Source organism: Polaribacter reichenbachii, from assembly GCF_001975665.1.
Taxonomy (GTDB): domain Bacteria; phylum Bacteroidota; class Bacteroidia; order Flavobacteriales; family Flavobacteriaceae; genus Polaribacter; species Polaribacter reichenbachii.
On sequence record NZ_CP019419.1, the window covers coordinates 143,496 to 159,012 of the forward strand.

Sequence of the window (15,517 nt, forward strand, 5' to 3'; positions counted from 1 at the left end):
TTTTTTTTACAAGATGATGGTTTCCAATAATTCATAATCTATATAATTATCTAATAATGAATCTTCTACAATAAGTGAATTTAAAATTAAATTATCCATTTTTTGTTCAGTAAGTTCTGCTTTTACCACAATTTCATTAAATAATGTTGCATCTGTAAAAGCATCTATTTCTGAATCTTCAATTAATAAAGAGTTGATTAAAACATCATCAGAAAAAGTTAGTTCTTCTAAATTTGTTTCAATTATTACATTTGCATTGTTACTATTTTGCAACCAAACTGTAAGACTTAATATAAAAACTAAAGTTGCTGCAGCAATGTATTTAAACTGAGGTTGTAGATAAAAAACCATTTGTTTTTTTGGCTCCTCTTCTAGTCTAGCTTCTTCTTTAATTTTATCTAAAATTGAGATTTTAGATTGTGCAAAATAATCTTTAGGAATAGTTGTACCTAAATATTCTTTATGATGTTTAGAAATATCACCTTGTAAACCTTCTTTTAAAAAGTTTGGTTTGTTATTATTTTCTGTTGATTTTTCCATAATATATAATTCTTAGACCTTGCTAATTTTATTTAGTTGATTATTACAAAAATATTTTTTGTTCAATAATTTTAACGGCTGCATAATAGATAGATTTTAGTGTACTTTCAGACACGTCTAAAACCTCAGAAATTTGCCTGAAACTTAAATCATCAAAATATTTCATTTGAAAAACACGTTTTTGTTTCTCTTTAAATCCGTCTATAATTGTATTTAATTTTTTCTGAATTTCATCACCATCAAAATATTCATCTTCAAACAAAACTTGTAAAGTAGTTTCTGAAACTGTTTCTAAATTTTGATGACTTCTTTTTTTATTTTTATCTAAAAAACGGATAGATTCATTATAGGCAATTCTGTACATCCAAGTATGTAAACTACTCTTTTCTTGAAAATTAGCTATACTTTTATAAATTCTGATAAAAGTATTCTGCAAAACATCATCTGCGTTTTCATGGGTACCCACAATTTTTCTGATATGCCAATACAAACGTTCTTGATAGACGTTAAGCAACTCACTAAAAGCTGTATCTTTTAGTGCAGGATTCTTCAACTTTTTTACAAGCTCAGCGTCTTTACTCAAGTTATTTTTGGTTGATTACTATTCTTTAGACCTAAGATAAATGAAATAGTTTGATTTTAAAGGTCAGAAAAAAACAAACTGATTAAATCTGATAAATTTTTCAAATAGTTTTATCAATATAAATTGATCTGTTTACTTGAGAAATTTTAGAAACCTTAGTATTTTTACATTAGAAAATTATAACAAATGAAAATCATTATATCTCCAGCAAAATCTTTAGATTTCGAAAGTAAAGTACCAACAAGTTTACATACACAACCTCGTTTTTTAGAGCAATCTGAAAAACTGAATAAGAAACTTAAAACACTTTCTAAAAAGAAGCTTTCTGACTTAATGAAAATTTCTGATGATTTAGCGAGTTTAAACTACGAACGTAATCAAACTTGGGAAACGCCTTTCAATCCTGAAAATTCGAAACAAGCCATTTATGCATTTACTGGCGCAGTTTTTCAAGGTATTGATGTAAATTCTATACCCGAAGAAAAATTGCCACTTTTGCAAGATAGATTACGAATTTTATCGGGTTTATATGGCTTATTAAAACCTTTAGATTTGATTCAGCCTTACAGATTAGAAATGGGTACAAAATTAAAAGTAGGCAGAAGAGATAATTTATATAAATTTTGGGACGATACTTTAGCTAAATCTTTAAATGATGAATTAGAAGATAATGAAATTTTAATTAATTTAGCAAGTGCAGAATATTTTAAAGCTTTGCCTAAAAAGGTTTTAAAAGTACCAATGATTACACCTGTTTTTAAAGATTTTAAAAACGGACAATATAAAACCATAATGACCTACGCTAAAATTGCTCGTGGTTTAATGGTTCGTTATATTATAGAAAATAACGTAAAAACCATAGACGATTTAAAAGGTTTTAATGTTGATAAATACCGTTTTTCTGAAGAAATGTCTACGGATACAGAATTGGTTTTTACTAGATAATAATGAAAAAATTGGTTTTTAAATCATTAAAGATTTTACTTTTTTTTGGTCTGTTTTGTTTAATTAGTATATTCATTTCTAATGCAATTATAGAAAAAAATGCAACTGAAAAAGTTTTTTCAGAAACTAAATATATGCCTGCAAATAAAGTAGGATTAATTTTAGGAACAGCTAAAGAACTGAGTAATGGTAGAATAAATCTATATTACAAATACAGGTTAGAAGCTGCAATTCAACTATTTAATTCTGGTAAAATTAAATTTATTGTAATTAGTGGTGATAATGGTTCTAAAAGTTATGATGAACCCACAGATTTTAAAAATGACTTATTAAAAGCAGGAATACCTGAAAATAAAATATTTTTAGATTATGCAGGTTTTAGAACTTTAGATTCTGTTGTTAGAATAAAAGAAATATTTGGTCAAAATTCAGTAACTATTATATCGCAAAGATTCCATAATGAAAGAGCTATTTATTTAGCTGAGCACTACGATATTAAAGCAATTGGATTCAATGCAAAAGATGTTAATGGAAAATCAGGAATTAAAGTTGAAATAAGAGAATATCTTGCAAGAGTTAAAGTTTTTGTTGATATTATTTTTAATATAAAACCCAAATTTTTAGGAGATCAAATAGAAATCAAATAAGAGACTGCTTCTTAAACTAACAGTAGTGTTTTTTATAATGTAAACTGTTACTGCTCACTGAATACTGCAAACTGAACACTAACAATCTGCTAAACCAACATTTATAGCCAAACCACCTTCTGAAGTTTCTTTATAATTCTTGTGCATATCTTTTGCTGTTTCCCACATAGTATCAATTACTTTATCTAATGGCACTTTTACTTCTTTTGGATTGGTTTCTAAAGCCATTTCTGCAGCGTTAATTGCTTTTATGGCTCCCATAGAATTACGCTCTATACAAGGTACTTGTACCAAACCTCCTATAGGATCGCAGGTTAATCCTAAATGATGTTCCATTGCGATTTCTGCAGCTACTAAAGATTGAGCTGGTGTACCACCTAATAATTCTGTTAAAGCTGCTGCAGCCATTGCAGAAGATACACCTATTTCTGCTTGGCAACCACCCATTGCTGCAGATATTGTAGCATTTTTCTTAAAGATACTACCAATTTCACCAGCTGTTAATAAGAATTGTTTTATTTCTTTAAAACCTGCTTCGTGATTTTCTATCACCAAATAATACATTAAAACAGCTGGTATAACCCCTGCACTTCCATTGGTTGGTGCAGTTACTACCCTACCTAAAGATGCATTAACTTCATTTACAGAAAGCGCAAAACAGCTTACCCATTTTAAAATTTCTCTAAATTTTACTTCAGAACTTCTTATGGCAGTAATCCATTCTTTAGGATTTGTATATGCTGCATCTTTTATCAATTTTTCTTGAATATCAAAAGCCCTACGTTTTACATTTAAACCTCCAGGAAGTATGCCTTTTGTATGGCAACCAATGTACATACATTCTAACATTGTATCCCAAATTCTGTGCAATTCAAAATCAATTTTTTCTTCTGTATTGATTTCTAATTCATTTTTAAAAACAATATCAGAAATTAATAAATTCTCTTTTTCACAATACTCTTCTAATTGCTTAGCTCTATTTATAGGAAAAGGGAAATTTTGTTTGTTAATTTCTATTTCATCCTCTAAATTATTATCCTCTTGAATAATAAAACCACCTCCAATAGAATAATACGTTTCTGTTAATACTTCTATTCCATCAGAAAAACCTCTAAAAGTGACCCCATTAGAATGAAAAGGCAAAAAATCTCGATTAAAAACGATAGAATTTTTATAAAAAGGGATTTTTTTACCACCTTTAAAATAGATTTCTTCTTGAGTATTAATACGATCTACAATAATAGCAATATCTTCTATGGGTATATATTCAGGATCAGCTTCGCTTAAACCCAATAGAATAGCTAAATCAGTTGCGTGCCCTTTACCTGTTAAAGATAAAGAACCATATAAATCTACTTTTACAGCATCAATTTTATCAAACAAACTAGTTGTTCTTAATTTATGAACCCATTCTTGGGCAGCTCTCCAAGGACCTAATGTATGCGAACTTGATGGACCAACACCAATTTTAAGCATATCAAACACACTAATAAATTGCGACATTCGTAAAAACGATTTAATTTTAGGGTGTAAAAATAAAAAATCCAACTCAATGAGTTGGATTTTTTATAATAATTATAAAGCTCTATTTTAGCTATAGATAGATTCTTTACCAAATTCAACAGCTAACATATAGTATACAACAGCTCTGTATTTACTTCTTTCCGATTTTCCAATAGCTTCAATTACTTTTGCAATGGCTTCATCTAAAGCAGGTGTATCTTCTAAACCTAACTTTTTCATTAAAAAATTCTTTTTTACAGTGGCTAATTCTTTAGCATCTGAACCAGATACAGTCTCAGCATCTCTTTTGTAGATAGATGGACCTAAACCTTTTGTTACAGCTTTTAATAAGTCTGCATCATACTTTAGCCCTTTTTCATCCATAAATTTAGAATACTGTGCTACTTTCTCGTCAAATTTACTCATCGTTATTTATTTAAGTTAATTATAGGATTCTTTAATTCCTTAAGAATTACTCAAATATATAAAAATAAATGATTTAAGTAAAGTAGAATTCGTTGAGTTGTAGGATTTACAAGTTGTGTCATATTGTCATAACTATGAATGTCTTTTAAAAAAAAACTGACAATTTCTATGTAAAAAGCGGTTGGCATAGCCTTTGACTAATACACATTGTAAAATTGAATTTAAAAAATTAATATAAAATAATTATTATGAGTAAAATAATTGGAATCGATTTAGGAACAACGAACTCTTGTGTTTCTGTAATGGAAGGAAATGAGCCAGTTGTAATTCCTAATGCTGAAGGAAAAAGAACGACACCATCTATTGTTGCCTTTGTAGAAGGAGGAGAACGTAAAATTGGTGATCCTGCAAAAAGACAAGCAGTTACAAACCCAACAAAAACAGTTTATTCTATTAAACGTTTTATGGGTAATAAATTCTCTGAATCTTCTCAAGAAGTAAAAAGAGTACCTTACAAAGTTGTAAAGGGTGATAATGATACGCCTAGAGTAGATATTGATGGTCGTTTATATACACCTCAAGAAATTTCTGCAATGGTGTTACAAAAAATGAAAAAAACTGCAGAAGACTATTTAGGTACTGATGTATCTGCTGCTGTAATTACTGTACCTGCTTACTTTAACGATGCACAAAGACAAGCTACAAAAGAAGCTGGTGAAATTGCTGGTTTAAAAGTAGAAAGAATTATAAATGAGCCAACTGCTGCTGCATTAGCTTATGGAATGGACAAAGCAAATGACGATAAGAAAATTGTTGTTTTTGATTTTGGTGGTGGTACACATGATGTTTCTATCTTAGAATTAGGAGATGGAGTTTTTGAAGTATTAGCTACTGATGGAGATACGCATTTAGGTGGTGATGATGTTGATGAGAAAATCATTAACTGGTTAGCTAGCGAATTTGAAGCTGAAGAAAGTATAGATTTACGTAAAGACCCAATGGCTTTACAACGTTTAAAAGAAGCTGCAGAAAAAGCGAAGATAGAATTATCTAGTTCTTCTTCTACAGAAATTAACTTACCTTATGTTACAGCAACTGCTAGCGGACCAAAACACTTGGTAAGAACTTTATCTAGAGCTAAATTTGAGCAATTAATCGATGATTTAATCAAAAGAACAATTGAGCCTTGTAAAACTGCATTAAAAAATGCTGATTTATCAACTTCAGAAATTGATGAAATTATCTTAGTTGGTGGTTCTACAAGAATACCTGCAATTCAAGAAGCTGTAGAAAAATTCTTTGGTAAAGCACCAAGTAAAGGTGTAAATCCTGATGAAGTTGTTTCTTTAGGAGCTGCAATTCAAGGTGGAGTTTTAACTGGTGATGTAAAAGATGTATTGTTATTAGACGTTACACCTTTATCATTAGGTATTGAAACTATGGGTAATGTTTTTACAAAATTAATTGATGCAAACACAACAATCCCAACAAAAAAATCTCAAGTATTTTCAACTGCTGTAGATAATCAACCTTCTGTAGAAATTCACGTTTTACAAGGAGAAAGAGCAATGGCTGCAGATAATAATACAATTGGTCGTTTCCATTTAGATGGTTTACCACCAGCACAAAGAGGAGTTCCTCAAATTGAAGTAACTTTTGATATTGATGCCAATGGTATTATTAAAGTTTCTGCTTTAGATAAAGGAACAAACAAGTCTCACGAGATTAGAATCGAAGCTTCTTCTGGTTTATCTGAAGAAGAAATCGAAAAAATGAAGCAAGATGCAGAAGCAAATGCTGATGCTGATAAAGCGGCTAAAGAAACTGCAGAAAAAGTAAATGGAGCTGACTCTATGATTTTTCAAACAGAAAAGCAATTAAAAGAATTTGGTGATAAATTATCTGCGGATAAAAAAGACCCAATTGAAGCTGCTTTAGTAGAATTAAAAGCTGCTCACGAATCTAAAGACTTAGCACAAATTGATGCTGCTATGGAAAAGATTAATGAAGCTTGGAAAGTTGCCTCAGAAGAAATGTATGCTGCAGAACAAGCTGCAGGAGGAGGTAATCCTGGTGCAGAAGCTCAAGGACAACCAGAAGCTGGTGCAGACCAAGGAGATAATGTAGAAGATGTAGATTTCGAAGAAGTAAAATAAGCAGAGCAACAAAGTTTCTATAGAAATTTGTGTGAATCGCTAATCCTAAACAAGTTTTAGGATCTTGAATATCACTTATCTCATTAAAAAGAGAATATTAAAAAACCCATTGCAAATATTTGCAATGGGTTTTTCTATTATTAATTACTTTTGGTTCTGTTGTTTTTAAAACATTATGAAAAAACTTACACTATTTCTAATTTTCAGTTTTATATTTCTTTCAATAAAACTTGAAGCTCAACATCCTGTTTTTTATCATTTAACAGAAAAAGACGGATTACCAGATATTGAGTTTTATGATATTTTAGAAGATAGCCAAGGTTTTATTTGGTTAGCTGCAGATAAAGGCCTTTTTCGTTACGATGGTAAAGTATTTAAAAACTACACACATCCAGAAAAAAGAGGACTTTCTGTATTTGGCTTAAAAAAAGATAATAAAGGTAGAATTTGGTGTAACAATATATCTGGTCAGATTTTCTTTGTCGAAAATGATAAATTAAATCTTTTTCTAGATTTAGGAAGTGAAACAAACGGAATATTAGCTTCTTTTACGTTATATCAAAATAAAATATTGATAAATACTATGAATGGTATTTATACATACCTAAGAGATAACCCTAATGTAGAAAAGGAATTTCAAAAAGGTTTTTTAATAAAAAATAAAAAAAAGACAGATACTTTATACACCTTTATAGATAATAAAATAATTGTATCCACAAAAGACAAAGAACCAAAAATTAAATACAATTTAGAGGCTTACAAAGAGTTAGGTTACAACAGATGGTCTATTGATTCTTATCAAAATAAAGATTTGATATATGCTCATAATCCAAGTATGGCTAAAGTAAAACCTAAATTATTTTATCAAACTAAAAAAGAATTAAAAGAAATAAAATTACCAAAAATATTTGATAATAATGAAATCATTAATATTTATGAGGTAAATAATCAAATTTGGTTTTGCACTTATATCGGCGTTTTTACGTATACCTTAAATAACGAAAAATTAAAACATATAAAAACCTATTTTACAGATAAAGATGTTGGAGGGTTGTTAAAAGATAGAGATGATAATTATTGGTTTATAACTTTAAGAAACGGAATATATATAATGCCCAATTTATATATAGAAAAATACGATATTCCAGAAGATAAAGCCAATATAAGTGCAATGTCTAAATTAGACAAAGACAAATTATTTTTAGGTTCTGTTACAGGTGATTTAGCTATACTAAATACAAAAAATGATAATTTAGATTTCCTAAAAAAAAGGTTTACAGAAAAAATATATGCCATAGATCAAAACAAAGAAAATGTATTTTTAAGCTTTAATAATTTCTCATATGTTTATGATAAGAAAAACAAGCAGTTTTCCAGAAATGATTTTTTAAAAAACGCTAAAGATTTAATTGTTTTAGATAATAACCATATCCTTAACGCATTACACAATACTGCCAGAATTACCAATATTTACACAAAAAAAAGAAAAGATTTAAGAAAAACTAGAGCCTACACTACTCATTATAGCCAAAAGAAAGAAATATTTGTAGGTTACGTAGATGGGGTAGAAAAGCATATTGAAAATAAAGATGGTGTAAAATTAAAGTTTAAAAACAAACCAATAATAGCTATAGATATAGATGAAACTAATAATGATATTATTTGGATATCTACATTAAAAGATGGAATAATTGGTATTAAAAATAATAAACCTATATTTAATTATACTGTTAAAAATGGCTTGCTTTCTAACCAAGCCGGTAAAATAAAAGGTGATGGTATTTTTCTTTGGGTTACCACAGACAAAGGATTACAATTATTAAATACTGAAACTGAAAAATTTAAAAACATTACGATAAAAGATGGTTTAAACTCGTTTAATATTTCAGAAATAATTCCGTTTAAAAATCAAATTTATTTTAGTTCTAATAAAGGCTTATTTAAAATTGATAAAGGAAAGGTTTTTATCACCAGAAAAATTTTAGATTTCTTTTTTACATCCATTTTTATCAATGATAAAAAAGTGGTAGAGAAAGAAAAATATGAGCTAAAATTCGAAGAAAAAAAAATAAAAATAAACTTTCAAACTAATGGGTTTTTAGGTGATAATGATATTATTTATTCCTATAAATTATTAGATGATTCTATTGATAATAATTGGAATAATATTGAAAAAGGAGTAAATCAAATTACATTTAACAATTTAGCACCTGGTAATTATATTATTAAAATTAAAGCAACCAGATTAAGTGCAGAAAAAGAATCTATTGTAAAAAACATAACACTAAATATAAAAGCCCCTTATTACAAACAAATCTGGTTTATGTTTTTAATGCCAATTTTATTATTTGGTATATTTTGGTTTATAATTTCAAAAAATCTTAGAAAAAAACAAAAAATACAAAAACAAACTTTAGAAAAAGAAAGAATGCAAAAAGAGCTTATCACCTCTAAATTAGAAACTTTACAATCACAAATGAATCCTCATTTTACGTTTAATGCATTAAATTCTATACAAAACTTAGTATTAAAAGGCCAAAAACAAGACGCTTATAATTACCTCACAAAATTTTCATCATTGTTAAGAGAAAATTTAATGTTAAGCTCAAAGAGTTTTGTTTATTTTGATGAAGAATTATCAATCATAAAAAAATATTTAGAATTAGAGAAATTAAGATTTAAAGAGGGATTTGCCTATAAAATAACTGGAGCAGAGCTCATAGATAATGTAAAAATACCAACTATGATTATTCAACCTTTTATAGAAAATGCCATAAATCACGGCTTGTTGCATAAAACAGATGGTATTGGAAAAATTGAAATTGAATTTTATTTAGAAGATACTTTAAAATGTATCATTATTGATAATGGTATAGGAATTGAAGCTGCAACTACAATAAACAACAAAAGAAATAATACTAAAAAATCTTTTTCTACAAAATCAATAAGTAGTAAACTAAAAATTTTGAAAGATTATTATAAAACAGATATTGGTTACACTTTTGAAAAATTGAAGAGCGGAACCAAAGTAATTTTAAAAATACCATACACTTTTTCTGATGACTAATATTAAAGCCATACTTGTTGATGATGAAATTAATGCGAGAGAAAACTTACGTTTTTTGTTAAATGATTTTTGTACCAACATAAATATTTTAGCAGAAGCCTCTAATGTAAATGATGCAGTTTTATTAATAAAAGCTCACAAACCAGATGTTGTTTTTTTAGACATACAAATGCCGCAGAAAAATGGTTTTCAGTTATTAGAAGAATTCGACGAAATTAACTTTCAAGTAATATTCGTTACTGCTTACGATAATTATGCTATTAGAGCATTTCAAGTTGCAGCATTAGATTATTTATTAAAACCAATAGATGTAGATTTACTTAAAGAAGCTATTGGTAAAGTAGAAAAAAACATAAACAACTACAACTCTATTCATCGTTATAAATTATTAGAAGAAAAGAATAAAAAATTAGCTATACCTTATAAAAATGATTATGTTATTGTAAAAGTAAACAACATTTTGTGTATCGAAGCAGATAGAATGTATTCTAAAATACATATGTTAGATGATAAAACTTTTTTAGTTACCAAAAAACTAAGTTATTATGAAAACCTGTTTTTGGATGACAATAGCTTTGTTAGATCTCATAGATCTTGGATAATTAACATCAATAAAATTAAAACATATTCAAAAAAAGATAGAGAAGCTATATTAATTAACAACGTTAAAATACCAATTAGTAGAGGCTATAAAGAAGATTTTGAAGACTCATTTTCAAATCGCATTCACTAAAAATTTAAGTATATTTCTTAAAAATTAAATTCGGAAAGTATTATTTACAGTTGGGAAAGTATTACATTTTTAACACTCATAAAACAATTATTTTTGTAAAAAAAATTGAATACATAGATTTTTTGAATATTCTATTGGGGGATAGCTTATTTAAAATGATAACCGAATTGTTACTTAACGATTCGGTTTTTTTGTTTAAAAAAGAAAACAAATCGATTTAAGAAGATATCAATTAATAACGCAATCATTAATTTAATTGCGTATTTTTTGATATATATTTGTTATCGAAAATGCAAAAAAATGAAAAAACTAATCCTATTATTTGTTACAGTAATAACAATTAAATTTTGTATAAAACCAAAAGATAATTCGTTTAAAATTGGTGTAATTTCTGATTGCCAATATTGTAATTGCGAAATAAAATGGGATAGATATTACAAAAAATCTCCACAAAGATTAAAAAAAGCAGTTGCTACGTTAAATAAAGACTCCTTAAGTTACACTATTCATTTAGGCGATTTTATTGATCAAAAAATGGCTAGTTTAGATAGCATACTACCAACTTGGAACAATTTAAAATCTAAATCTTATCACGTTTTAGGAAACCATGACTTTGATGTTGGTGAGGCAAACAAAAATAAAATTATTGCTAAACTAAATTTAAAAGAAAGGTACTATAGCTTCACCAAAAATGATTGGAGATTTATAGTTTTAGATGGCAATGATTTAAGTTTTTATGGTGCAATTTCTTCGGATAAGAAACAGCAAACAGACTCATTATTCAATCTTTTAAAAGACAAAAACTTGCCTTATCTAAAAAAATATAATGGTGCTTTAAGTAACACACAATTAAAGTGGATAAAATCTGAATTAGATTTGGCTGTTAAAGAAAACCAGAAAGTCGGCTTTTACTGCCACTTTCCTATTTACCCTATAGATCAGCATAATATCTGGAATAGAGAGCAATTTTTATCGCTAATAAAACCTTATAAAAACGTAAAGTTATATTTTAATGGCCATAATCATGCTGGTGCTTATGAAATAGTTGACAATGTACATTACCTTACTTTTAAAGGAATGGTAGATACAGAAAATACTTCTGCTTTTGCCAAAGTAAAATTCGACAAAGACACTGTTTTTGTTGAAGGTTTTGAGAGAGAACCGTCTAGGAAATTAGTGATTCAATAAATGCTTTCATCAAAAAAATACAATTCGACCAACTTTTTTAAACACACTTTCTGTGAATTTCAACAAATTGATGACTTTAAGTTTCCAGAAAATTCAAACTATAAAAGTAAATCAGATAGTCTTTATTATTATACCAAAGAAGGTGTTTACAGAAAATCGAATCATTGGGGAAGAGTTGCCAATTGCAGATGGAAATTAATTGCTGATAATAATTACAAAAATCAAAATATAGTAACTGCTTTTGCAAAATGGACAGGCTTTTATCCTATTAATTCATCAGAAAAATTCTTTTTTATTTCTGTTGATTTTAAGAAAAAAACAGCTAAAATTCAATCTGAAAAAGAAGCTACAAAACACTTTTTATTTACCTACTCAGAAGCACAAAAAAGAATAAAACAGATAAATAATTTACTGAAAGAGAATAAATGGGCAACTTATTTTGATTTACCAATCAAAGATTTACGTTTTAAAATAATATCTAAAATTATTTCTTCGGATAACACTGTAGAAGAAATTAAAAGAAAATTGAAATAATTCTAAGACTATAAAATTACCTTTTAGTCATTATTTAAAACCGCAACAATTCTTAAAGGACCACCAGAACCACCTTCAATTTTCATAGGCAAAGCCATAATATCAAAGTTTTTAGTTGGTAGTTTCTCTAAATTCATAAGATTTTCGAAAGCAGGAATATTTTCTGAAAGCAATAATACATGTGTTTTAAATAGCTTAGACTGCCCATAATCTATACTTGGTGTATCTAAACCAATAGATTTTATAGACCTATTTTCAATAAGCCATTTTGCAGCTTCAGGAGATAATCCTGGAAAATGTAAGTCTTTTACAGCTTCCTCTCCTCGCTCTTCAGTTCCTAAATATTTCTTTTTATCAGCATAATATTTAGAATGCCCTGTTTGTAATAAGATAATACTTCCATCAGGAATTTGCATTTTTTCTGAAGTTTCCCAGTCTAAAAAATCTTGAATCGTAATTAAATAATCTACATTATTAAGGGCTTTTTTAGAAACATCTACTTTTATAGCTTTACCCACTAAGTTTTCTAAAGGAATTTGATCTACAGTATGTTTATCTTTTGCAAAATGAATTGGAGCATCTATATGTGTACCTCCATGTTCTGCAGTTTCAAAATTATTTGCAGCATAAAAATAGCCATTATCTGTTTCTCCTTTTGCCACAACTTCTAACTCAAATTCTTTTGCTGTAACCCAATAGATACTTTCTCTAGAAAAAGAATGTGTTAAGTCTATTAATTTTTTATTTTTAAAAATATCAACGTTATTAAAATCTTTCTCTTTAGTAGCAGAACAAGAAAAAAATATCATTGCATTAAGAATTAAAAAGAAGATTTTTTTCATAATATTTTATTTAACATACTGGTTTAGACAAAAATAACACAAATTTTATATTATAACTACTATTCATCTAAACAGACTTTTAAGTTAAAGTATTTCTTTAAATTTGCTATTAAATTTATATCCATTTCTATTCCTAAAAATCAAATATGAATATTCCACAGTCAAGTTTTCCTAGAGTCGTAATTATTGGTGGTGGTTTTGCAGGTTTGGCTGCAGCAAAAGGTTTAGAAAAACAAGAATTACAAGTTGTTTTAATAGACAAACACAATTATCATACTTTTCAGCCTTTGTTATATCAAGTTGCAACTGGTGGTTTAGAGCCAGATTCTATTGCTTTTCCGTTAAGAAAACGTTTTAACGATGTTGAGAACTTTTATTTTAGATTGGCTAATGTTATTAAAATTAATCCTGATAAAAACGGAATTGAAACTTCTATTGGTAATATAGATTATGACGAATTAATTATTGCGACAGGTTCTACAACCAACTTTTTTGGAAACACGAACATTCAAAAGCATACAATGGAAATGAAATCTGTACCTCAATCTTTAAACATTAGAAGTTTAATTTTAGAAAATTTTGAGGAAGCTCTTTTAACATCAAACTTAGAAGAAAGAAAAGCTTTAATGAACTTTGTAATTGTTGGTGGTGGACCAACAGGTGTAGAATTGGCAGGTGCTTTAGCAGAAATGAAAAAAGGTATTTTACCTAAAGATTATCCTGATTTAGACATTAGGCAAATGCACATTAACTTAATACAAAGTTCTGGTGAAATCTTAAAAGGAATGAGCGCAAAAGCTTCTGAAAAAGCAGAAGATTTTTTAATTAAATTAGGCGTAAATGTTTGGAAAAACTTGCGTGTTTTAGATTATGATGGAAAAGTTGTAACCACGAATGGCGAAGATAACTTTAGAGCAGAAACCGTTATTTGGGCTGCTGGTGTTAAAGGAGAAATGGTAGATGGTTTACAAGCTGAATGTGTTATAGAGCGTGCTGCAAGAATTAAAGTTAACGAATTTAATCAAGTTGTAAATCATCCTAATATTTATGCAATTGGTGATATTGCTTGTATGGCATCTAAAGAAAATCCTTATGGGCATCCAATGATGGCACAACCTGCAATTCAACAAGGTAAATTATTAGCAAAAAACATTTTGGCTAAATTGGCTAACAAAAAACAGAACGCTTTTATCTATAATGATAAAGGTTCTATGGCTACAATTGGTAGAAATAAAGCTGTTGTAGATTTACCAAAATGGAAATTTCAAGGAGTTTTTGCTTGGTTTGTTTGGATGTTTGTACATCTATTTTCTTTAATTGGTTTTAGAAACAGAGCTATTGTATTTTTAAATTGGGTTTATAATTACATTCGTTTTGATAGAGAAACTCGATTAATTATTCGTCCTTTTAAAAAGAAACATAGTGCAAATTCATAATTACTTTAATCAACTTTATCCATTTTATTACAGAAATAGAAAGAATTTATTTATCATATTATTACTATTTTCTTTTATAAGTTTTTTATTTTCTTATTTGTTTCAACCTTTTGAAGTTAATATTGCAGAACATAAAATAAATTCTAATTTCATTTTATTAATCCATGCATTTATTCCTCTACCTATTGTATATATTTATTTTTGGTTTGTAAATAAAAACGTAAAAAACGAAACTTCATGGACAATTGGAAAAGAAATTTTTCATTTATCCATAGTTCTTTTATTAATTGGAATTTCAGATTTTTTAATAAGAGATTTTATTTACACAAATCCAGATAATTGGTCTTTTAAATATTTCTTTGAAGAAATTAGAAATACTTTTCTTGTTGGCGTGCTTTTACTTTTAATAATCTTACCTCTAAATCTTCAGCGTTTATTAAAAATATATCAGAAAAGAGCAACTAAATTAAATATAAAAAAAGTCTCTAATTCCCAAAATTTAGATTCAGTTTATATCAACTCTTCTATTAATTCAGAAAATTTTAATTTACATATACATTCATTTCTCTTTGCTAAAGTTGATGGTAATTACGCAGAAATCTACACTAAATCTAAAAATAATTTTAACAAAAAACTCATTCGTTTGTCATTAAAAGAACTAGAAGTGCAGTTAAAGGATTTTAACTTTATTTTTAAAACACATCGCTCTTATTTGGTAAACTTAAACCAGATTAAAACTGTTAACGGAAACGCACAAGGATACAAAATTAAATTACATAATTTTACTTCAGAAATACCTGTTTCTCGTTCAAAAATTAAAGAATTTGATTCTCTTTTAACCTAATTTTAGCTTGTATTTCATCACATTGCTTTGTTATTGATAACATTCAAAAAAAACAATTGACTCTTTGTTTTAG

Annotated in this window: 14 protein-coding genes; 9 read left to right on the forward strand and 5 right to left on the reverse strand. The window is 27.7% G+C overall.

The annotated features are described in order from the left end of the window. Window positions 1-6 precede the first annotated feature (6 nt). Together BW723_RS00600 and BW723_RS00605 are read right to left on the reverse strand one after the other, a co-directional pair. The gene (locus BW723_RS00600) at window positions 7-540 is read right to left on the reverse strand and encodes a hypothetical protein (protein WP_068358675.1); all 534 of its coding nucleotides are present in this window, start codon (window positions 538-540) and stop codon (window positions 7-9) included. 43 nt (window positions 541-583) lie between these two features. Next, window positions 584-1,093 (reverse strand): RNA polymerase sigma factor, encoded by a 510-nt coding sequence (locus BW723_RS00605; RefSeq protein ID WP_226789192.1) that lies wholly within the window; start codon window positions 1,091-1,093, stop codon window positions 584-586. 216 nt (window positions 1,094-1,309) lie between these two features. Here BW723_RS00605 and yaaA point away from each other — a divergent pair, with 216 nt between their 5' ends. Together yaaA and BW723_RS00615 are read left to right on the forward strand one after the other, a co-directional pair. Then, window positions 1,310-2,068, forward strand: coding sequence for a peroxide stress protein YaaA (gene yaaA / locus BW723_RS00610; protein WP_068358680.1), 759 nt, complete (start codon window positions 1,310-1,312; stop codon window positions 2,066-2,068). A 2-nt stretch (window positions 2,069-2,070) separates the two neighbouring features. Then, window positions 2,071-2,715: a SanA/YdcF family protein gene (locus BW723_RS00615; RefSeq protein WP_068358683.1), complete on the forward strand. Its 645-nt coding sequence runs from the start codon at window positions 2,071-2,073 to the stop codon at window positions 2,713-2,715. Window positions 2,716-2,793: 78 nt separating this feature from the next. On the opposite strand, the gene BW723_RS00620 is transcribed toward BW723_RS00615, so the two are convergent. Further along, a complete protein-coding gene (locus tag BW723_RS00620; protein WP_068358686.1) occupies window positions 2,794-4,218 on the reverse strand; it encodes an L-serine ammonia-lyase in 1,425 nt (474 codons plus the stop codon). An 87-nt stretch (window positions 4,219-4,305) separates the two neighbouring features. Continuing rightward, complete coding sequence (locus BW723_RS00625; RefSeq protein ID WP_068358689.1) at window positions 4,306-4,644, reverse strand: DUF2853 family protein; 339 nt, start codon at window positions 4,642-4,644, stop codon at window positions 4,306-4,308. Window positions 4,645-4,892: 248 nt separating this feature from the next. Here BW723_RS00625 and dnaK point away from each other — a divergent pair, with 248 nt between their 5' ends. From dnaK to BW723_RS00650, 5 genes are all read left to right on the forward strand, one after another. Next, entirely contained in the window at window positions 4,893-6,800 is a 1,908-nt protein-coding gene (dnaK, locus tag BW723_RS00630; RefSeq protein ID WP_068358692.1) for a molecular chaperone DnaK, read from the forward strand. A gap of 175 nt (window positions 6,801-6,975) precedes the next feature. Then, window positions 6,976-9,867, forward strand: a complete 2,892-nt coding sequence (locus BW723_RS00635) for a sensor histidine kinase (protein ID WP_068358696.1) — start codon at window positions 6,976-6,978, stop codon at window positions 9,865-9,867. Continuing rightward, a complete protein-coding gene (locus BW723_RS00640) occupies window positions 9,860-10,600 on the forward strand; it encodes a LytR/AlgR family response regulator transcription factor (protein WP_068358699.1) in 741 nt (246 codons plus the stop codon). Before BW723_RS00635 ends, BW723_RS00640 begins: the two co-directional genes overlap by 8 nt. A gap of 300 nt (window positions 10,601-10,900) precedes the next feature. After that, window positions 10,901-11,788 carry a metallophosphoesterase gene (locus tag BW723_RS00645; protein ID WP_068358702.1) on the forward strand — a complete coding sequence of 296 codons (888 nt, stop codon included), beginning with the start codon at window positions 10,901-10,903 and terminating at the stop codon, window positions 11,786-11,788. Then, window positions 11,789-12,322 carry a hypothetical protein gene (locus tag BW723_RS00650; protein WP_068358705.1) on the forward strand — a complete coding sequence of 178 codons (534 nt, stop codon included), beginning with the start codon at window positions 11,789-11,791 and terminating at the stop codon, window positions 12,320-12,322. It begins immediately after the preceding gene. A 23-nt stretch (window positions 12,323-12,345) separates the two neighbouring features. Here the strand turns inward: BW723_RS00650 and BW723_RS00655 are convergent, their stop codons facing one another. After that, window positions 12,346-13,164, reverse strand: a complete 819-nt coding sequence (locus tag BW723_RS00655) for a cyclase family protein (protein ID WP_083139630.1) — start codon at window positions 13,162-13,164, stop codon at window positions 12,346-12,348. 146 nt (window positions 13,165-13,310) lie between these two features. On the opposite strand from BW723_RS00655, the gene BW723_RS00660 reads away from it, so the two are divergent. After that, a complete protein-coding gene (locus BW723_RS00660; RefSeq protein ID WP_068358708.1) occupies window positions 13,311-14,600 on the forward strand; it encodes an NAD(P)/FAD-dependent oxidoreductase in 1,290 nt (429 codons plus the stop codon). Continuing rightward, entirely contained in the window at window positions 14,587-15,444 is an 858-nt protein-coding gene (locus BW723_RS00665; protein WP_162274027.1) for a LytR/AlgR family response regulator transcription factor, read from the forward strand. Before BW723_RS00660 ends, BW723_RS00665 begins: the two co-directional genes overlap by 14 nt. Window positions 15,445-15,517 lie beyond the last annotated feature (73 nt).